The organism is Halochromatium sp. NSM3, assembly GCF_059621085.1.
In genome coordinates this window covers 24,938-45,058 of the sequence record NZ_JCAQIA010000002.1, presented here as the reverse complement: position 1 = coordinate 45,058, position 20,121 = coordinate 24,938, and the positions used below count along the sequence as shown (strand labels likewise).

The window sequence follows — 20,121 nt, the reverse complement described above, 5'->3', positions numbered from 1 at the left end:
CGTGCCTTTCAAATGATAGGGTTTGACCGGACTCCGATGAAAACAGCCGCTTTCTCGACGCGAGATTCCGCAAGCGCGGGCCATGAAGCCGCCGCTCACCCTTTACCCCGGCTTGCCGGCAGCGGTCGCATCGTGCTGAGCGCGGCCCTGTTATCGACGACTTGGGGGCTGCCGCCCCTGCTGTTGACGGGCTGTGGGAGCGCGCAGAAGCTCGACCAATACCTGCCAGATCGCCGCGTCGAGTACAAGAAGGCGCGCGAAGCCGAGGTCAATCTCGAGCTGCCGCCCGATCTTGCCGGCGCCGGTTTCAATGACGCGCTCGATATCCCGGGGGCGAGCGGCACGGCCACCTTTTCCTCTTACGCCGGCGGACAGCAGGCGCGTGAGCGCATGGCCGGCAGCAGTGAGGTCTTGCCCGAGGTCTCCGGTGTGACGCTGAAGCGCTCCGGCGATCAGCGTTGGCTCGAGGTCGAGGCCTCGCCGCAGGTGGTCTGGCCCAAGGTCGTCGCCTTTTGGCGTCAACAGGGGATTCTGCTCGAGGAGCAAGACCCGGCCGTCGGCGTCATGAAGACCGACTGGCTCGAGAACCGTGCTGAACTGCGCAAGGACTTCGTCACCAACATGCTGCGCAAGGTGGCCGGTGGTCTGTATGCAACCTCCACCCGCGATCAATATCGCGTCCGCATCGATGCCGGGCCGCGCGCCACCACCGCCGAAGTCTATCTCACTCATCGCGGCATGGAAGAGCGGTTGGTGCGCAATACCGTTGGCGAAGGCTCGACGACGATTTGGGAGCCAGCACCGACCGATCCTGGCAAAGAAGCGGAGATGCTGCGGCGGCTGATGCTCTTCCTCGGTGTCTCCGACAGCAACGCGCAGCGCATGCTGGCGCAGGGCGGTGGCTCTGCGGCGGCGACCTCACCATCGGCGCCGCCAGCGGCGCCGGCACGGTTGCTCACGTCCGGAGCTGGCAGCGAGCTGATGATCCCGGAGGAATTCCGCCGCGCCTGGAGGCGGACCGGACTCGCGCTCGATCGCACCGGGTTTGCGGTCGAGGACCGCGATCGCAGCGCCGGCGTGTTCTTCGTCCGCTACGATGATCCAGGCAAGCGCGAGAAGAAGGGGATGCTGTCGAGGATGGCGTTCTGGAAAGGAGGCGATGGCCCGGATGGCGCCAAGACCTATCAGATTCGCGTCGAGGGCGATGGCCAAGAGAGTCGGGTGAAGGTGTACAACGAAGCCGGCCAGCGCGATACCTCGGCGACCGCCGAGCAGATCCTAGCGCTGCTGAAGGAGCAGCTTGGCTGAAGGCGGCCCGCCGCATTTGGACAGCGGCGGGTGCCACTCAGGCTCAGACGTCGAGATCCAATCCAAGCAGGCGCGGGTAGATCGGGGCCTTGAGCAATTCGGCGTGGGTGCCGCGCTCGATGACGCGGCCCTGATCGAGGACTAGGATCTCGTCCATCTGCGCCAGCGCGACTGGCTTGTGGGTGATCAGCAGCACCGTGCGCCCGGCCATCAGCCGTTGCACGGCATCCATCAGCGCGCGCTCGGTGACCGCATCCAGGCCCTCGGTCGGCTCGTCCAGCAGCAAGATTGGCGCATCGCGCAGCAACGCGCGGGCAATGGCGATGCGGCGTGCCTGGCCGCCGGAGAGCCGCACCCCGGTCTCGCCGACCCAGGTGTCATAACCCTCGGGCAGATCGGCGATGAAGTCGTGGATCTGGGCCGTCGCACAGGCCTGCTCGAGCAGGCCCTGCGGCGCATCGGGAGCGGCGATCAACAGGTTTTCGCGGATGCTGGTATCGAACAGATGCGTGTGTTGCGAGAGCAGGGCGATGCGGCTGCGTAGATCCTCACCCGAAAACGCCTCCAGCGGCTCGCCGCCGAGCCGGATCGAACCGGCCTCCGGTGCCCAGAAGCGCAGCAGTAGATTGAACAGCGTGGTCTTGCCGGAGCCGGTGGCGCCGACGATCGCCATCCGCCGGCCCGGCGGTAGCTCAAGATCAATGCCATCGAGTATTGGCGGTCGCTTGGTGGCCGAGCCCAAGCTTGAGCCGCCGGAGCCCGTATCGCTGGAGCCAGAGCCCATACCAGAGTTCATGCCAGGATCAGGGCTGTCTGAGCCGCCGGAGCCAGAGCCCGCACCTGTGCTGGGATAGCGGAAGCGCAGCCCTTCAATCGACAGCCCGTGATCGCGTGGCTGCGGCGCGGGACCAGTCGGCTCGGGTACCGCCGGCTCGGTATCGACGATCGCGAACAATCGGCGCGCTGCGGTCAGCGTCGACTCGAGCTGCTGGAAGGCCATCGGCAAGGGCGCGACGGCCTCGAAGGTCGCCAGCGAGAACAGTGCCAGCATCGCCAGCTCCGGCGGCGCCAGGCTGCCATCGTGCACCAGCGGGATACCGAACCAGAGCATGCCCCAGAGGGTCAGATTGGCGGTGAGGCCAGTCGCGGCCTGGGCGATGCCGGTGAGCTGGCTCATGCGCGCCTGCTCGGCGACCAACGCCCGGCTGAGCGCATCCAGATGCCGGGCGTGGCTGTCGGCGGCGCCATAGATCAGCAGCTCAGACAGACCCTGGGTGCCGTCGATGCCGGCCTGGCGCAGCTCGGCCTGGATCTCGACGATACGCCGGCCCGGCTGCTTGCCGAGCCAATGACCCAGCGCCGGCAGCACCACGCCGGCGATGAGCAACATATCCAGCAACAGCAGCGCGAGCCCCAGATCGAAGAGCGCCGTGAAGACAAAGAACGCGAGCCCAGCGGTGATCGCGACCAGGACCGGCACCAGCACGCGCACATAGAGGTTATCGAGGGCGTCGATGTCGGCGCGGATGCGGGTCAGCAGATCGGCGCTGTGGTACTCCATCAGCCGGGCGGGGGCGAGCGGCTCTAGATGCCGATAGAACCAGACCCGCAGCCCGGCGAGTTGGCGCAGCGTGGCCTCGTGCGTGATCAGGCGCTCGAAATAGCGCCCAGCGGTGCGGCCGATGGCGCTGCTGCGGATGATGGCCGCCGGCGTGAAATAGTTCATCGCCACCCCGGTCGCGCCAGCGACTGCCATCGCGGTGATGAACCAGCCCGAGATCGCCATCAGCGTCACATTGGCCAGCAGCGTGATCAGCGACACCGCGAAGCCGCCGAGCATCCAGCCCCGATAAGGCCGGAACAGGCGCCAGAGCCGAGTCAGCTCAGGCATGCGCGTCTCCCGGCTCCAGCAGTCTCACCATGCGCCGATAGGGCCCATCGCGCTCGATCAGCTCGGCATGGGCGCCGGATTCAACGATGCGCCCGCCATCGATGACAAGGATGCGGTCGGCGTTGCGCACCGTGCTCAGCCGATGCGCGATCACCAGCATCGAGCGCCCCTCGGCGAGCTGATCGACCGCGCGCTGCACCAGGGCCTCGCTGGCCGGATCCAGGCTTGCGGTCGCTTCGTCCAAGATCACCAGCCGTGCATCGCGCAAAAAGGCGCGCGCGAGGGCGACGCGCTGGATCTGACCGCCCGAGAGCCCGGCACCGCGCTCGCCGACCGGGCTGTCGTAGCCGAGTGGCAGGCGCTCGATGAACTCGGTGGCCTGCGCGCGCTCGGCGGCTTGGCGGACTTCATCAAGGGTCGCATCGGGCAGGCCGAGCCGGATGTTGTCGGCGATGGTCCCTTGGAACAGCCGCGGCTGCTGCGGCAGCCAGGCCAGGCGCCGGCGCCAGTCGTCGATCGCCAGCGCGTTGAGATCCTGACCATCAACGCTGATGCGACCCGCCTCGGGTCGGATGAAGCCGAGCAGGAGGCTCGCCACCGTGGTCTTGCCGGCGCCACTCGGACCGACCAGCGCGATGCGCTCGCCGGGGTTGATCTCGAACTGGGCGCCAGCGAGTGCCGGTCGCCCCGGCTCATAGCTGAACCAGACCTCCTCGAAACGGATCTGCAGCGGGCTATCCGCGCTCAGGCTTGCGACCTGCCTCGGCGGCGCTGGCAGTTCGGTATCCATCACCGCGACCAGGCGCTCGGCGGCGGCGATCGCCTCCATGCGGCCATGATAATGGGTGCCGAGATTGCGCAGCGGCGCATAGAACTCGGGCGCCAGCAGTAGGATGAAGAAACCGGTGACGAAGCTGATCTCGGGTGGCGCGATCAGATCCGGGATCGGCAGGTCCAGCTGATAGAGCCGGAAGCCGATGAAGACCGCGATGATCGCAATCCCCAGGGTCGAGAACAGCTCGAGCACCGCCGAGGTCAGGAAGGCGACACGCAGCACGCGCATGGTGCTGGCGCGATAGTCATCGGAGATGCGCGCGATCACCTCGGCCTCGCGCCGGCTGGCGTTGAACAGCTTCAGCGTCGTCATGCCCTGGATGACGTCAAGAAAATGCGCCCCCATCCGCGCTAGGTCTTTCCAGAGCTGCTGGTTCAGGCGCTCGACGCCACTGCCGATCAGGATCATGAAGATCGGGATCAGCGGCGCGGTCACCAGCATGATCAGCGCCGAGAGCCAATCCAGCGGCAGCACCACGATCAGGATCGCGAGCGGGATCAGCGCGGTCAGCGACATCGCTGGCAGATAGCGTGAGTAATAGGCCTCCACGGCCTCGATGCCGCGCGTGAGATCCTCGGCGATGGCGCCGCTGCGCTGTCCGGCCATCCAAGCCGGACCGGCGGCCTGGATATGGCGATAGAGCCGATCGCGCAGGCTGATCTTGACCTGTGCCGCAGCGCGGAAGGCGGTCTGCTCCGAGGCCCAGGCAATGACCGCACGGATCACGAACAGGTCGAGCAGGAGCCAGAGCCAGTGGCTGACATCGGCCAGTGTGGTCTTGCTGAAGACCACGGCATCGATCACCTGGGCGAGCAACCAGGCCTGGAGGATCAGCAGCACCCCGTTGCCGAGGCCAAGGCCGACCGAAAGCCGCAGCCAGCGCGAGGCTAGCGGCTTTTGGTCATCCAACAATGCGCGGGGAGCAGTCAAGCGAGTTGGGGGTCCGTCGGGTTCCGGGAGCGAGTGACGTGACAGGAGCGCGATTGTAGCAACTCTCGCAGCAAAACTGAGTGCTGACCTCATTCAAGCGTCTTGCTGCGGCACCCGTTGCAGCTCGCTGGGATCATAGCCGACGCTCTCGATGAAGGCCTTCATCTCCTCGAATTCTGCGTCGCTGAAGTCAGGTGTTCTCGACATCACCCAGACATAGTCACGTTTGGAGCGCCCAATGACCGTGTTCTGATAGTCATCATCGAGAGAGATGATGCGAAAGTCGGCCTTGATCGGCCAGATGAACTGCATCCCCCACTGGGCATTGGTCGTCGTATCCAGCACGAAGCCCTTCGGATGGTGGACCTTCTGGGGGCCGTCGAACGCATCCTTGTTGAAGGTGAAGGTGGTGGCGATAGTCCCATCCGGATTCAGGGCGTAGGACTCGACGGCATTATGGGCGCCCTTCTCGACAAAGGTCGGGATGTTCGCGACCACGTACCAGTCGCCCATGAATCGTTCTAGGTCGACATGATCGACGGTCTTCATCGGTTCACCTCCGGTTTCGGTACAGCCGCTGAGCAGACTAAGGATGCCGGCCGCGAGCAGCAACCGCCGTGTTGGTTGGAATCGCTGCATCAGAGTCTCCACTAGATTCAGTGTCGGCCTTGCCGGTCGCGTTAACAAGCCGCACCAGCCGAGGTCATCGTTATACCAGAGCCGCAACATGCTAGAGCCGCGACTCGCCATCAGGGGCTTGGGGCGAGTCGTTTCCGGTCGATGCGCGCGGTGGGCCGGGAAAGAAGGCATTGGTGCGCTGGATATAGTCACGATAGGCCGGCCGGCGCTCGCCGATGTCTTTCTCGAGCAGGCTCACCCCGGAGACGCGCAGTAGCAGGATGGTGACCAGGATCGGGCCGATGATGCTCCACCAGGCGCCAGCCGAGAGCGCGAACAGGTAGAAGCCCCACCAGATGCAGGCCTCGCCGAAGTAATTCGGGTGCCGGGTGTAGCGCCAGAGCCCGCGATCGAGCACCTGTCCCTTGTTCGCCGGGTCAGCCTTGAAGGCGGCGAGCTGTTGATCGCCGATGGCCTCGAAGCCGAAACCGATCAGCCACAGCAGCACCGCCGCATAGTCGAGCCAGCCGAGCGGCGCCGCGCTCAGGATGCCACCCAACAACGGCAGCGAGATGATCCAGGCCAAGACCGCCTGCAGGCCGAAGACGAGATAGAGGCTCTTGTACCAGAACCCGGGCTCGTTCTCGGCGCGGATGGCCTGATAGCGTCGGTCCTCGGGCTGGCCGCGATTGCGCAGCGTGATGAACACCGAGAGCCGGGTGGCCCAGACCGTGACCACGAACAGCAGGATGTACGCGCGCGCCTCTAAGGTCGGCGCCCAGGTGATGTAGACCAGCGCAAGCACCAGGAAGAACAGGGACCAGAGGCTGTCGACGAAGCTGACATTCTGCTTCGGGATGCTGACCAGCCAGGCGGTGACGGCAATCGACAGCACAACGGCAAGTCCAACGGCATAGATATGAATGTCAAACATGATTGAGCTTGTCCAGGTCGTAAAGGCTTGGCGAGCGTCCTAGGGATGGATTGTCTAGGACTTGACCAAAGATTGTGCAGCTGTTGGGCATTGGCAACCCTGACTTCGGCTTAGCCTGCCGAGGCGCTCAGGTCCTCTTTCGACGCCTCGAGCATGGCCGCGATCTGTTTTGGCTCGATGCGGGTCATCAGCGGCTTGAATGTGGCGATTTCATGATCCAGCAGCGGCTGTTCGAGCTGATCCCAGCTCAGCGGCTCGATCTGCAGGAACTGCTCGGCGGCCTCGGCAGTGCCGGGCAGGATCGGCTTGAGCCAGCCGATCAGCAGTCGGAACAGATTCAGCCCCTGGGTGCAGATGCCCTGCAGCTCGGCCTCGCGCCCGTCCTGTTTGGCGACCACCCAGGGCGCCTGCTCGTCGATGTACTGATTGGCGCGATCAGCAAGGTTCATGATCTCGCGCACCGCGCGGCTGTACTCGCGCGCCTCAAAGGCCTCGGCGATGACCGCATTAGCGGCGACGAAGGTCTCGAACAGCGCGGAATCCGGCAGCTCGGCGGCGAGTCGGCCGTCGAAGCGCTTGCCGATGAAGCCGGCGGTGCGGCTGGCGATGTTGACCACCTTGCCGACCAGATCCGAGTTCACCCGCGCCTGGAAGTCATCAAGACTTAGGTCGATGTCGTCGACGCCAGCGCCGAGCTTGGCGGCGAAGTAATAGCGCAGATACTCGGGGTTGAGGTGATCCAGATAGGTGCGCGCCTTGATGAAGGTGCCGCGCGATTTGGACATCTTCTGGCCATCGACGGTCAGGAAGCCGTGCGCGAAGACTGCGGTTGGGGTGCGAAAGCCCGCGCCATGCAGCATCGCGGGCCAAAACAGCGCATGGAAATAGATGATGTCCTTGCCGATGAAGTGATAGACCTCGGCGGGACTCTCGGGCGCCCAGAAGTGATCGAAGTCGAGCCCTGCGGCCTGGCCTTTGGCGCTGTCGCAGAGGTTCTGGAAGCTGGCCATATAGCCGATCGGCGCATCGAGCCAGACGTAGAAGAACTTGCCGGGGTGGTCCGGGATCTCGAAGCCGAAGTAGGGCTCATCGCGCGAGATGTCCCACTCTTGCAAGCCGGCATCGAACCATTCATCCAGCTTGTTGGCGACCTGTCCCTGCAGGCCCCCGCCTCGGGTCCAGGCCTTGAGCATCGGCTCGAAATCGGCGAGCCGAAAGAAATAGTGCTCGGAGGTGCGCTGCTCGGGCACGGCACCGGAGACCGCCGAGCGTGGGTTCTTCAGCTCGGCCGGTGAGTAGCTGGCGCCACAGGCCTCGCAGTTGTCACCGTACTGATCCGCAGCGCCGCATTTCGGGCACTCGCCTTTGATGAAACGGTCGGGCAGGAACATCTGCTCGACCGGATCATAGGCCTGCTCGATACTGCGCTTGGCGATGTGTCCGCCGTCGCGGTTGCGCGCGTAGATCAGGCTTGCGTAGTGGCGGTTCTCGTCGGAATGGGTCGAGTGGTAATTGTCGAAGCCGACCCGGAAGCCGTCGAAATCAGCGCGGTGCTCCTCGGCGACGCGGGCGATCAGCGCCTCGGGCGTGATGCCCTCTTGGCGCGCCTTGAGCATGATCGGCGTACCGTGCGCGTCGTCGGCGCAGACGTACCAGCAATGCTCGCCGCGCATCTTCTGGAAGCGCGCCCAGATGTCGGTCTGGATGTACTCCACCAGATGGCCGATGTGGATCGGGCCGTTGGCGTAGGGGAGTGCGCTGGTGACCAGGATGTCGCGGGGTTGACGCATTGCAGAGGGCTCTGGGGTTGGGGTTTATTGCACTGCACGAGGCCTGTCAAGGCCACTAAACTGTTTTAAGGCTTGGCCTGAGGCGACGCGTGCCCAGTGTATCAAGGAGCGCTGAGCAGATCGCCAAGCAGGCTTGAATTAGCGCTTGCTGATACCAGTTGGAATGCCAGCGACGGGGTCGGTTCGTCAGCATTCGCCGTCGAAGCCAGGCGCTCGCATCTTACAGACAACGGAGTTTCCCATGACCGAAGTGACCAAAGAGACTGTCGAAGCCGCCCTCAAAGGCTACACCGAGCCGCATCTCGGCCGAGATTTAGTCTCCGCCAACTGTATCAAGGGTATCGAGGTCGAGGGCGATCAGGTCAAGGTCCAGGTCCTGCTCGGCTTCCCGGCCAACGGCATCCAGCAGGTGATTGCCGATGCGGTGAAGGCGCAGGTCGAAGGCATCGAGGGCGTCAGCATGGCGCAGGTCGATGTCGGCTGGCAGGTCAAGGCGCACTCGGTGCAGAAGTCGCTCAAGCCGATCGATAGCGTTAAGAACATCATCGCCGTGGCCTCGGGTAAGGGCGGTGTCGGCAAGTCGACCACGGCGGTCAATCTGGCGCTGGCACTAGCGGCCGAGGGTGCCAAGGTTGGCATCCTGGACGCCGACATCTATGGTCCGTCCCAGCCGCGTATGCTCGGCGTCTCCGGCAAGCCGGAATCCAAGGATGGCAAAACCCTGGAGCCGATGATCAGCCACGGCCTGCAGACCATGTCGATCGGTTTCCTGATCGAGGAAGAGACGCCGATGATCTGGCGCGGGCCGATGGTCACCCAGGCGCTGGAGCAGCTGCTGAACGACACCAACTGGTCCGATCTCGATTATCTGGTCATCGACCTGCCGCCGGGCACTGGTGATACCCAGCTGACGCTGGCGCAAAAGGTGCCAGTCTCGGGCGCGGTCATCGTTACCACGCCGCAGGACATCGCCCTGCTCGACGCGCGCAAGGGCCTGAAGATGTTCCAGAAGGTCGAGGTGCCGGTGCTCGGCATCGTCGAGAACATGAGCATCCACATCTGCTCCAAGTGCGGTCACGAGGAGCACATCTTCGGCAAGGGCGGCGGCGAAAACATGTCACAGCAGTACGGCGTCGATATGCTCGGCTCACTTCCGCTCGATATCCAGATCCGTGAAGAGACCGATGGCGGCAAGCCGACCGTGGTCGCTGACCCGGACTCGCGCATCAGCGAACTCTACCGCGAGATCGCCCGTAAGACCGCCGCCAAGCTCTCGCTGCAGGCGAAGGACTACGCAGCCAAGTTCCCGCGGATTGTGATCCAGAACAATTAGGCGCTGTTGCAACCGACTTTCTTGGACGATACTCACCGCTGTTATCGGCGGTGAAAGCGCGCGCAAATCGCTGCTGACTGTGCAATGATCGCCACGCTCAAGGCGCTACCTCGCCCTTTCTGGGTTGTCGATACGCCGGGGAGACAGCAGGTTCGTAATCGGTAACACTATGTTTTTCATTTGAAATTATTGAGACCCCTAGGTGCCTTGTCCTGCACTTTCACAAGGTTGTTGCGATGTCGCAACGAAATCACCAGTTGTCTCTTTTTTCTAAAAAACTGTTGCGAGCTATCCCGGCCTAGTCTACTATTTCCGCTGCAAGGCACGATTGCGGAAGGTTAGTGCAATCTTTCGTCTTTTTCACAACACAGCGGAGATCAAGATGCAGAAGAAGCTTCTCACCCTGGCCGTCGCCGCCGCGATGGCCGCCCCGGCCGCCGCGATGGCCGAGGCCACCCTGTACGGCAAGTTGCACATGTCGATCGACTATGCCGACGTCAGTGATGCGATTGGCACCAATTATGTCGATCCGGACGGAGTTCCCTCCGACGCAATTTATCTCGATGAAAACGGTAACCCCCTCACCGCTGGAGGCAAAGACTTCGAGGGCTGGGGGATTTCGGGTAGAGGTGGCTATATGCCCGGCGTTAGCCGTGCAAACCGCCTCGGCGTCAAGGGCTCCGAGGATCTGGGTAACGGCCTGAAGGCGATCTACCAGGTCGAGCTTGGCGTGAACTTCAGTGCCGCCGACAATAATATTCCTAGCGGCGGCAACGGCGGCATCAGCATGCGTAATAGCTTCGTCGGCCTGGCTGGCGACTGGGGTACCGCGTTGGTCGGTCGTCACGACACCCCGCTGAAGATCTCCACTGGCAAGCTGGATCTGTTTAGCGACACCATGGCTGACTACAACGGCACCGTTGGTTTCGACGACATCCGTGCTGATAACGTCATCGCTTACATCTCGCCGAGCTTCTCTGGCTTCTCGTTCATGGGTGCCGTGGTCGCTGGCGGCGGTGCGACTGCCGGTTATGGCACGAACATCAACTCGGATTCGCTGGCAGGCGCCTGGTCGCTGGCTGGTATCTACAACAACGGTCCCTTCTACGGATCGCTCGCCTACGAGTCGCTGGACAAGGACATGTTCATGAACGAGACGACCAGCCTGGCTGGCAAGTCTGCATGCATCGAAGCCGATGGCACGCCGACGCTGAGCTGCAACTACATCGGAAGCTCGTACGATAAGTGGCGTATCGGTCTTGGCCTTCTGGACTTCAACGGCTTCACCCTGACCGGACTCTGGGAGCGGCAGGAGAACCTGCCCGGTGGTCAGATGCGCACACCTGTGACGACCGTCGCCTCTGACGGCACCGTCAATGTTGGTAGCGCTAGCATGTTCGAGAAGCAAGACCTGTGGCAGGTCCAAGCCGCTTACGCCTTTGGTAACAACACCGTCAAAGCCATGTACGGTTCGGTCGATCGTGGCGACGCCGAGGTACTCGGTCGGACTCGCGATGTTATTTCGCTGAATAACCTGGAGAGCGATCTCAAGGGCGATCGCTATACCTGGGCAATCGGCTTTGATCACAACTTCAGCAAGCGCACCCAGGCCTACGTGCTTTACACCCAGGTCGACGATGATCTGAGCGGCTCCCCAGACGCCCCCGGCACTGAGTGGAGTGGCTTCTCCGCTGGCATGATCCACAAGTTCTGATCTCGATCAGTAATCTGTGTTAAGGACGGGGCCTTCGGGCCCCGTTTTTTTGTTTGGCCGGCTTCATCCCAAACCAATTCTGCGACGACGTGCTCGATCCGCAAGGGTTGAGGAACCTCATCCGCGCCTGGTTAACTATGATTCTGCGCGGCAGACAGAGCTGAGCGTGCATGCGACTCCTTTTGCGTTTGCTCAAATGGCATGCGGTAGCGGTTGCGCTGCTGCTGATCTTGACAGCCGCGCTGATCTTGCTCTTCCGCTGGGTTGATCCGCCCACCTCGGCGTTCATGGTCCGCCACTGGCTGACGGCTGGTTCAGACGACAGGAACGGCGCTCAGCGGCTCTACCACGAATGGGTCGCGGCCGATCTGATCCCGCCCGAGGTCAAGCTCGCAGTGATTGCCGCCGAGGACCAACGCTTTCCCACCCATGCCGGCTTCGATCTGGTGGAACTGAACAAGGCGCTTGAGGGATGGCGCAACGGCGGCTCGCTGCGCGGTGCCAGCACGCTCTCGCAACAGACCGCGAAGAATCTCTTCCTCTGGCCCGGCAGCGACTGGCTGCGCAAGGCACTGGAGGCTCCGCTGACCGTGCTGATCGAGCTGCTCTGGCCCAAGCAGCGCATCCTCGAGGTCTATCTGAACATCGCTCAGTTCGGCCCGAAGACCTATGGTGTCGGGGCCGCGAGCTGGCGCTTCTTCGATCGGCCCGTCTCCACGCTCGGCACGCCCGAGGCTGCACTGCTTGCCGCCGTGCTGCCGAATCCGAGCATCTACCGCGTTCACTCACCCTCGCCGCATGTGCGCCGCAAGGCCGCTTGGATCGAGCGGCAGATGCGCAATCTCGGCGGCCCGGCTTATCTGGATCGGCTCTAGCTACCCGTTGTCTGCAAAGCTATCTGATCTAGGCTAACTGGCGCCGGCTGCGCTGAGGCCGATGCGCCGTCACTCGCCGACCAACCAAGCGTGCGCCGATTCGGCATCGCGTGCGATCTGTGCTTTGAGCGCCTCGAATGAGTCGAACCGTTGTTCATCGCGCAGTCGCAACAAGAATTCGACCTGAAGATGGGTGCCGTAGAGATCACCGTCAAAATCGAACAGGTGGACCTCGAGCCGCTCATCGGTGCCGGCGACCGTGGGGCGGCGCCCGATATTCGCCACGCCGGGCCAAGGCGCGTCGCTCACTCCATGCACCCGCACCGCGTAGACACCCCGCAGCGGGCTTACGCGCCGATGCAGGCTGATGTTGGCGGTCGGAAAACCGATCGTGCGTCCACGCCGGTCGCCATGCCCGACTCGACCACAGATGCGGTATGACCGGCCAAGCAGGTGTCGGGCCTGCTCGAAATCGCCGGCGGCGAGCAATTCCCGGATACGGGTGCTGCTGATGCGCTCATCCTGGTGCTTGATGGTGCGCAGATTGGCGACCTCGAAGCCCTGCTCGGGCGGCAGTTCAGCGCCAACGCGCTCGAGCAACGCATAGTCGCCCGAACGGTTGTGGCCGAAGCGAAAATCATCCCCGACCAGCAGGAAGTGCACCCCGAGTCCATCGACGAGCACTTGCTGAATGAAGTCGCGCGCGGCCATCTCGGCCAGTCGCGGACCGAACTCGAGCAGCAGGATGCGTTTGATCCCGTCGTCGGCGATTGCCGCCACCTTCTCGCGCAACCGGGTCAATCGGGCTGGGGCGAGCGTCGGCGCGAAGAACTCCATCGGCTGCGGCTCGAAGGTAATGACGGTGGCCGGCAGCCGGAGCGCCTCGCCCTGCGCGAGCAGGCGCTGAAAGACCGCGCGATGGCCGAGGTGCACGCCATCGAAGTTACCGATGGTCGCCACGCAGCCGCGATCCTGGTTGCGCAGATTATGAAGGCCTCGAATCAGCCGCATGCCAATGAGTCCGTCGGTTCGGTGAGCGAATACCGTGGATTATAGGGCGCGTCGCCGTTGACTGTGCTGTCGCGAAACGAATGTTCGGAAAGTCCTGATCTCGTCGAGGGCGAATGAGTGCGTCGATCTCAGCATCACTGTTGGTGTCGGTGCTGGCTTAGAGCGCCCCCAGCAATCGACTTCGGCCGTGTCAGGCTGCTGGATTCATCCGCAGCAAATGCCGTGGTCGGATGCCGAGCACCAGTGCAAGCAGCAGATAGCAGAGCCCGCCGATCAGGATCAGACCGAGCAGGCGGATCAGGCGTTCACTAAAGTCCCAGACGGTCCAGAACGGCGTCGGCCCGCTCAGGAACCAGAGCGCGAGTCCCATCGCGAAGCTGGCGATCAGACCCTGGGCGAGCAGCAGCCACCAGCCCGGCAAGGGGCGATAGATACCCTGCTTCAGCAGCCCGATCAACAACAGCAGCGCGTTGACGCTGGCGGCGATGATGGTCGCCAGCGCCAGGCCGGCATGGCCGAGCGGGAACATCAGGAGCAGATTGAAGCTGATGTTGGTCAGCATCGCGACCACAGCGATCTTCACCGGCGTCTTCATGTCTTGGCGGCTGTAGAACCCCGGCGCGAGCACCTTGACGCCGAGAAATGCCATCAGCCCGAGCGAGTACGCCATCAGGCTGCGCTCGGCCATGAGCACATCATAGGCGGTGAATTCGCCGGAATAAAACAGGGTCGCGATCATCGGCCCGGAGAGCACAAAAAGCCCCACCGCCGCCGGCAGCCCGAGCAGCAGCACCCAGCGCAAGGCCCAGTCCAGCGTCAGCGAAAAGGCCTCGGGTGACTCCGCAGCATGCTGGCGTGAGAGCTTGGGCAGGATCACGGTGCCAAGCGCAACCCCGAGGATGCCGAGCGGAAACTCCATCAGCCGATCGGAATAATAGAGCCAGGAGATGCTGCCGGTAGCCAGAAAGGAGGCGAGCAGGGTATCGATGAGCAGGCTGATCTGGGTGACCGAGACGCCGAACAGCGCCGGGATCATCAGCCGCACGATTCGCCGTACGCCCTCATCGCGCGGGCTGAACCGCAGTCTGGGCAACAGTTGCAGCTGATGCAGAAAGGGTAGCTGGAACAGCAGTTGGACAATGCCGGCGAGGAGTACCCCCCAGGCCAGCGCCATGATCGGCCGTTCCATCTGCGGCGCCAGCCAGAGCGCGCAGCCGATCAGCGAGAGGTTGAGCAGCACCGGCGTGAAAGCCGGCACGCCGAAGCGATCATAGGTATTGAGAATGCCGCCGGCGAGCGCGGTCAGCGAGATGAACAGTAGATAAGGGAAGGTCAGCCGCAGCATGTCGCCGGCCAGCAACTGCTTATCCGGGTCGTCGGCAAAGCCGGGTGCGAAGATCAGCACCAGGATCGGAGCGCCCAGTACCCCGAGCGCGGTAATCACGAACAGGATGGCGCCGAGGGTGCCGGCGACATCGTCAACGAAGCGTTTCAGGGCCGGGAAGCCGCGTTGCGTCTTGTACTCATTGAGCACCGGCACGAAGGCCATCGAGAAGGCGCCCTCGGCGAACAGCCGGCGCATGAAATTCGGGATCTTAAAGGCGACGAAGAAGGCATCGGTGCCCGCATCGGCACCAAACAGACGCGCGACGATGAGATCCCGCACGAAGCCAAGGATGCGCGAGAGCAGGGTGTTGCTGCCGACCTTGGCAATGGATGCGGCCAGCGATGCCATGGGGTGTTGCCTCTGAGGGCGCGCAGATGCGCGATGCTTGAGCCAAAGAGGCGCGATTATAGGGGATCGCTCGGGATCGACACTCGGTATTGACAACGGAGGCTGTTGCGGGCGAAAATAGCCGGCTAGGCGTTTGAGCGCCACCGAACATTTGATCCGCCAAGCTTAGGAGATCACTCTTGGCCAACACCGCACAAGCACGCAAGCGCGCCCGTCAGGCGGAAAACCATCGCCAACGCAATGCCGCGCAGCGCAGTACCTTGCGTACCGCGATGAAGAAGGTTCTGAAGGCTGCCGCCGCTGGCGATCACGCCACTGCCGCAGATGCCTACAAGCAGGCCGTACCGGTCATCGATCGTGCCGCCGGCAAGGGGCTGATCCATGCCCACAAGGCCGCGCGTCACAAGTCCCGGCTGAATGCCCGCGTCAAGGCGCTGGCTTCCTAATTCCTGGTCTGATCCAACGCGGTAACCTGTTCGCTGACCAGCCATCGCCAGCAACAGGCGAGGTCTTCGAAGAGCTGCTGCGTTGTCGAAACCTGCGCATCGAGCGCATCATCAGCAGCGGCGAGCCTGAGCCAGTCCTCTACGATCAGGCCCACGACGAGTGGGTTCTGCTGCTGAGCGGTGAAGCGCGACTTGAGATCGCGGGTGAGACGCTCGCGCTGACCAGCGGCGATTATCTCTTCATCCCGGCTCACACCCCGCATCGCGTGTTGCAGACCTCAGCCGAGCCAGGCTGCACCTGGCTGGCGATCCATCTCGAGGCCTGACGTGCCCCACCTCTTCGTCGCCGTGACCGCCCATGGCTACGGCCATCTCGCACAGGTCGCGCCGGTCGTCACCGAACTGAAGCGTCGGCTCCCGGATGTGGTACCGGCTGCTTGCAGCTCGGCGGCGCTCCGCGACTGATGGATGGCGTGCACCTGCTGAGCCCGGATGCCGACGCTGGGCGTGGACGCGATGACCTGACCCTGATCGATGCCGAAGGCGGCACTGTCCTTGAGGTGCTCGCGAGCTGTGATGCACTGATCACCAAGCCTGGTTACGGAACCTTCGCCGAGGCCGCCTGCAACGGCATCCCGGTGCTGTCGGTCGAGCGCAAGGACTGGCCCGAGAGCCGTTGGCTGGTCGACTGGCTGGCCGCTCAGGTGCCGATGCGCGAGATCAGCGCGAGCGACTTCGCTGCCGGCCAGATTCGCGAGCCGCTGGCTGAGCTGCTTGCTGAGGGCATCGCCGAGCCCGTTGCGCCGACCGGGGTCGCAGAGGCCGCCGATCTACTCATCGACCTTCTCAAGTAGAGAGTCTGCGGGAACCCAACAACCATGAAATCCAGGCGGGATGGCATGAGGTAGCTCGATCGTCGCTTGGATCGCCAGATCCGCAGCGCGCAACACCAGCAGATCGGAGCGCCGCTCGGCGCCGCGATAGACCAGGCTCAGTAGCCAATCCTCCTGATCCGGGTGCGTCGCGGTTGGGATTGGCTCCCCTGGTAGGTCAACGCCAAGATCCTGCTGGATCAGCTCACCAGACCACGTATCGAAGCGTTGAATCGCGCTGAAGAACGGGAGCCGGCGACCGACTGGCGTGCCGATGCCATAGATCTGCCGCCGCTCGGCGCCGAGTCGGCCCGGGTTGACGGATGGCAGCTCGAATCCGACCTCTTCAGTGCAGGGACTGAGCGAGCAACGATTGGCTGCGGGATCGATCTGAAGACGTTCTAGTCGCGGCAGCCCATCGCTCTGCTCGACCTCAAGAAAAAAGCCTTCGACATCCCCCAGGGCCGGAAAGCTCGGATAACGGATCACCCGCAGATCGAGACCGCCGTCGTCGCGATCACTGGCTGTGGCGATGTGGAAGATGAAGCCCGGCACCGCATCGATCAGCTGCGCGGGCCCGCCCATACGCGGGATCAACAGCGCCTGCATTGGCTGATCCGTCTTCAGCTTCAATGACGCCGCCGGGCTCTTGAGCCCAAGCAAGGCGCGCGGGATGTCGAAGTCGGCAAACGGCAGTAACACACAGATCCAGCGCGCGGTGACGGCGATATCGTGCACGAAGCTGAAGCGATCGAGCTGATGGACCTCGGGGGTCGCCATCACCCCTTGGGCATCGACCCGATACAACAGCAGCCGGCTCGGATGCCCGAGCACCAGCCCGAAGTTGATCAACTCACCGGTCTCCGCATCGAGCTGCGGATGCGCCGAGAACGGCAGCAGCGGCGAACTCCAGCGTGAGAGCGGATCGAACCGATTGCGGAGCTGGCCGGCAAAATCCTCTTCGCCCTGGGTGGTCAGCGTCACCGGGTCCAGGCGATGCGGCGCGCCACCTTCCCATAGCGCCAGCAGCCGCTGGCCATGCCAGATCACGTTGGTATTGGCGGCGTTCTTGAAGCGCAGCCGGAGACCGTTCGACCAGAGTCCGCCGGGCTTCTGCGTGCCGAAGCCACGCCAGAGCATGTGTCCGGCGGCCTCCTCTGCACAAAAAGCCTGAGTGCGAACGAAGTGATTGGTGTAGCGCACGCGCCCATGCGCGAAGTCGAAGCGACAAACATGGCCATCACCGTCGAAGGCATGGCCATAGGGCATACCGCCGCGCTCGAAGCGTCCTGGCCCGTTGCGATAGAGCACGCCATTCAACGCAGGGGGTAGCGTCCCCGAGACGCTCAGCTCAAGATCGGTATACTCGCGCTCCACCGGCGTCATGGCCTGCGCCAGTCTCTTCAGCATCTCAGCGCGATGGATGGTCATGAGGGATCTCGAGTTCTTGAAAACAGAGCGAGCACAACGGGCCACCCAGTGGCTGTCACAGGTGGCGCTCTGGGGCTGTGTGTTGGTCGTCGCCTCCTGGGATGAAGCGCTTCTATCCTGCCTCCATCCCCTCAACCCGCTGGAAGCCCCGCGGCAACAAGGCACCCCGGCGCCCACGCTCGGCCTGATAACGTGCGATATCAGCCGGCTTCAGCGTTAGCTGGCGCTTGCCGCTGAGGATGCTCAGGCCAACCCCAGGCGGCAAGGTGCAGAGCGCGGCGACCACCTCCTCGCGCGCCTTCACGCGGGCGCTTGGGATGCCGATCAGCTTATTGCCCTTGCCGCGCGTCAGCTCGGGCAGCTCTGCGGCTGGAAAGACCAACAGATGGCCGGCGGTCGTCGCGATCGCGACCAGCGCGTCCGGCGCGTTCACCAACGCCACCGGCGGCAGTACCCGAGCGCCCTCGGGCAACGTCAACACCGCCTTGCCTCCACGCGGCTTGGCGATCAAGGCATCCAGGGTGCAGATAAAGCCATAGCCTGCATCCGAGGCCAGCAATAAGCGCTGGGCCGGATCGCCTCCCAGCAGCGCGACGAAGCTCGCCCCCTTCGGCGGATCGAGCCGCCCGGTCAAGGGCTCTCCCTGACCCCGCGCCGAGGGCAGCGAATGCGCTGGCAGCGAATAGCCGCGCCCGGTGCTATCTAGGAAGACCGCCGGCTGGTTGCTGCGCAGTCGAGCCGCCGCCAAGAATCGGTCCCCAGCCTTATAGGAGAGACTGGCGCCGTCGATCTCGTGGCCCTTGCCCTGACGCACCCAGCCCTTTGCCGAGAGCACCACGGTCACCGGCTCGCTCGGTGCCAGTTCGGCCTCGTTCAGCGCTGCGGCCAGCGGCCGCTCGGTCAGCGGTGAGCGGCGCTCATCGCCGTACTGCTTGGCGTCTTGCTTAATCTCGTCGATGATCAGATCGCGTAGCTTGGTCTCGTCACCGAGGGTCGCTTGAATGCCATCGCGCTCCTTCGCCAGCGCGTCCTGCTCGGCGCGGATCTTCATCTCCTCGAGCCGCGCGAGCTGGCGCAGCCGGGTATTGAGCACATACTCGGCTTGGACCTCGGTGAGTTCAAAGCGCGCCATCAACACCGGCTTGGGCTCGTCCTCGGTGCGGATGATGTGGATCACTTCGTCGATGTTGAGGAAAGCGATCAGCAGCCCGTCGAGCAGATGCAGCCGCTCGAGCACCTTGTCGAGCCGATGTTGCAGGCGACGCCGCACCGTGGTGCGCCGATAGCTCAGCCATTCGCTCAGGATCTCGCGCAGGTTCATCACCCGCGGCCGGCCGTTGAGCGCGATCAGATTCATGTTGACCCGATAGCCGCGCTCAAGATCGGTGGTCGCGAACAGGTGCGACATCAGCCGGGCGACATCGATGCGGTTCGAGCGCGGCACCAGCACCAGGCGCGTCGGGCATTCGTGATCCGACTCATCGCGCAGGTCCTCGATCATCGGCAGCTTTTTCGCCTGCATCTGCGCGGCGATCTGCTCCATCACCCGGCTGCCGGAGACCTGATAGGGCAGGGCGGTGATGATGATGTCGCCTTGCTCCAACTCGTAGCGGGCGCGCTGCTTCACCGAGCCATGCCCGGTCTCGTACATCCGCCGCAGCTCGGCCGCAGGCGTGATGATCTCGGCGGCGGTCGGGAAGTCGGGGCCGGGGATGTAGCGCATCAAGGCATCCAGCTCGGCATTCGGATGCTTGAGCAGGTGGATGCAGGCACGGGCGACCTCGCGCAAATTGTGCGATGGGATGTCGGTGGCCATGCCAACCGCAATGCCGCTCGTGCCGTTTAACAGCAGATTCGGCAGCCGGGCTGGCAGGGTCTTCGGTTCTTCCAGGGTGCCGTCGAAGTTCGGCTGCCAGTCGACGGTGCCCTGCGCGACCTCGGCGAGCAGCACATCGGCATAGGGCGTGAGGCGCGACTCGGTGTAGCGCATCGCCGCAAACGACTTGGGATCATCTGGCGAACCCCAGTTGCCCTGGCCATCGATCAGCGGATAGCGATAGCTGAACGATTGCGCCATCAGCACCATCGCCTCGTAGCAGGCGCTGTCGCCGTGCGGATGGAACTTGCCGAGCACATCGCCGACGGTACGCGCCGATTTCTTGAACTTGGCTGTGGCCGTGAGCCCGAGATCCGACATCGCGTAGAGGATGCGCCGCTGCACCGGCTTGAGCCCGTCGCCGATGTGCGGCAAGGCCCGATCCAGGATCACGTACATCGAGTAATCCAGGTAGGCCTTCTCGCTGAACAGATGCAGCGGCAGACGCTCGAGGCCTTCGGGGCTGTAGAGTGGGTTATCGCTCATGCAATGGCGTCAGCTGGCGGCAACTTAGCGGCAACT

The 20,121-nt window shown here is 63.6% G+C and carries 16 protein-coding genes and 1 pseudogene; 8 read left to right on the top strand and 9 right to left on the bottom strand.

The features are described 5' to 3' along the window. The first annotated feature begins 36 nt into the window (after positions 1 to 36). Positions 37 to 1,308: an NlpB/DapX family lipoprotein gene (gene bamC / locus AC54T3_RS01340; protein WP_496621707.1), complete on the top strand. Its 1,272-nt coding sequence runs from the start codon at positions 37 to 39 to the stop codon at positions 1,306 to 1,308. A 43-nt stretch (positions 1,309 to 1,351) separates the two neighbouring features. On the opposite strand, the gene AC54T3_RS01335 is transcribed toward bamC, so the two are convergent. The 5 genes and pseudogenes from AC54T3_RS01335 to metG form a co-directional block, all read right to left on the bottom strand. Then, positions 1,352 to 3,199, bottom strand: coding sequence for an amino acid ABC transporter ATP-binding/permease protein (locus tag AC54T3_RS01335; protein ID WP_496621705.1), 1,848 nt, complete (start codon positions 3,197 to 3,199; stop codon positions 1,352 to 1,354). Next, positions 3,192 to 4,943 (bottom strand): thiol reductant ABC exporter subunit CydD, encoded by a 1,752-nt coding sequence (gene cydD / locus AC54T3_RS01330; protein ID WP_496621704.1) that lies wholly within the window; start codon positions 4,941 to 4,943, stop codon positions 3,192 to 3,194. The genes AC54T3_RS01335 and cydD overlap by 8 nt, the downstream gene beginning before the upstream one ends. A 114-nt stretch (positions 4,944 to 5,057) precedes the next feature. Then, positions 5,058 to 5,603: a lipocalin family protein gene (locus AC54T3_RS01325; RefSeq protein ID WP_496621702.1), complete on the bottom strand. Its 546-nt coding sequence runs from the start codon at positions 5,601 to 5,603 to the stop codon at positions 5,058 to 5,060. A 91-nt stretch (positions 5,604 to 5,694) separates the two neighbouring features. Next, a complete protein-coding gene (locus tag AC54T3_RS01320) occupies positions 5,695 to 6,516 on the bottom strand; it encodes a DUF1295 domain-containing protein (RefSeq protein ID WP_496621700.1) in 822 nt (273 codons plus the stop codon). 116 nt (positions 6,517 to 6,632) lie between these two features. Further along, positions 6,633 to 8,306: pseudogene (gene metG, locus AC54T3_RS01315) on the bottom strand (methionine--tRNA ligase); the annotation flags it as partial. Positions 8,307 to 8,547: 241 nt separating this feature from the next. Here metG and apbC point away from each other — a divergent pair. The 3 genes from apbC (at position 8,548) to mtgA (ending at position 12,228) form a co-directional block, all read left to right on the top strand. Then, entirely contained in the window at positions 8,548 to 9,639 is a 1,092-nt protein-coding gene (gene apbC, locus AC54T3_RS01310; protein WP_496621699.1) for an iron-sulfur cluster carrier protein ApbC, read from the top strand. A gap of 382 nt (positions 9,640 to 10,021) precedes the next feature. Beyond that, entirely contained in the window at positions 10,022 to 11,353 is a 1,332-nt protein-coding gene (locus AC54T3_RS01305; RefSeq protein ID WP_496621884.1) for a porin, read from the top strand. Positions 11,354 to 11,523: 170 nt separating this feature from the next. After that, positions 11,524 to 12,228, top strand: a complete 705-nt coding sequence (gene mtgA / locus AC54T3_RS01300) for a monofunctional biosynthetic peptidoglycan transglycosylase (protein WP_496621697.1) — start codon at positions 11,524 to 11,526, stop codon at positions 12,226 to 12,228. 69 nt (positions 12,229 to 12,297) lie between these two features. On the opposite strand, the gene ribF is transcribed toward mtgA, so the two are convergent. Continuing rightward, on the bottom strand, positions 12,298 to 13,239 hold the full coding sequence (gene ribF, locus AC54T3_RS01295; protein WP_496621695.1) for a bifunctional riboflavin kinase/FAD synthetase: 942 nt from the start codon (positions 13,237 to 13,239) through the stop codon (positions 12,298 to 12,300). Positions 13,240 to 13,429: 190 nt separating this feature from the next. Beyond that, a complete protein-coding gene (murJ, locus tag AC54T3_RS01290; RefSeq protein ID WP_496621694.1) occupies positions 13,430 to 14,974 on the bottom strand; it encodes a murein biosynthesis integral membrane protein MurJ in 1,545 nt (514 codons plus the stop codon). A gap of 179 nt (positions 14,975 to 15,153) precedes the next feature. Between murJ and rpsT the strand changes: the two genes are divergently transcribed. From rpsT to AC54T3_RS01270, 4 genes are read left to right on the top strand one after another with little or no spacing between them, the layout of a single operon-like run. Beyond that, positions 15,154 to 15,420: a 30S ribosomal protein S20 gene (gene rpsT / locus AC54T3_RS01285; protein WP_201244090.1), complete on the top strand. Its 267-nt coding sequence runs from the start codon at positions 15,154 to 15,156 to the stop codon at positions 15,418 to 15,420. Beyond that, positions 15,420 to 15,746, top strand: coding sequence for a cupin domain-containing protein (locus tag AC54T3_RS01280; RefSeq protein WP_496621882.1), 327 nt, complete (start codon positions 15,420 to 15,422; stop codon positions 15,744 to 15,746). Before rpsT ends, AC54T3_RS01280 begins: the two co-directional genes overlap by 1 nt. A gap of 1 nt (position 15,747) precedes the next feature. Next, positions 15,748 to 15,885 (top strand): hypothetical protein, encoded by a 138-nt coding sequence (locus tag AC54T3_RS01275; RefSeq protein WP_496621692.1) that lies wholly within the window; start codon positions 15,748 to 15,750, stop codon positions 15,883 to 15,885. Continuing rightward, positions 15,885 to 16,274 carry a hypothetical protein gene (locus AC54T3_RS01270; protein ID WP_496621690.1) on the top strand — a complete coding sequence of 130 codons (390 nt, stop codon included), beginning with the start codon at positions 15,885 to 15,887 and terminating at the stop codon, positions 16,272 to 16,274. The genes AC54T3_RS01275 and AC54T3_RS01270 overlap by 1 nt, the downstream gene beginning before the upstream one ends. Here the strand turns inward: AC54T3_RS01270 and AC54T3_RS01265 are convergent. Both AC54T3_RS01265 and parC read right to left on the bottom strand, forming a co-directional pair. After that, entirely contained in the window at positions 16,251 to 17,723 is a 1,473-nt protein-coding gene (locus AC54T3_RS01265; protein ID WP_496621688.1) for a carotenoid oxygenase family protein, read from the bottom strand. The two genes, AC54T3_RS01270 and AC54T3_RS01265, sit on opposite strands and share 24 nt — an antisense overlap. Before the next feature lie 112 nt (positions 17,724 to 17,835). Continuing rightward, positions 17,836 to 20,085, bottom strand: coding sequence for a DNA topoisomerase IV subunit A (parC, locus tag AC54T3_RS01260; RefSeq protein ID WP_496621687.1), 2,250 nt, complete (start codon positions 20,083 to 20,085; stop codon positions 17,836 to 17,838). Between the last annotated feature and the right edge of the window lie 36 nt (positions 20,086 to 20,121).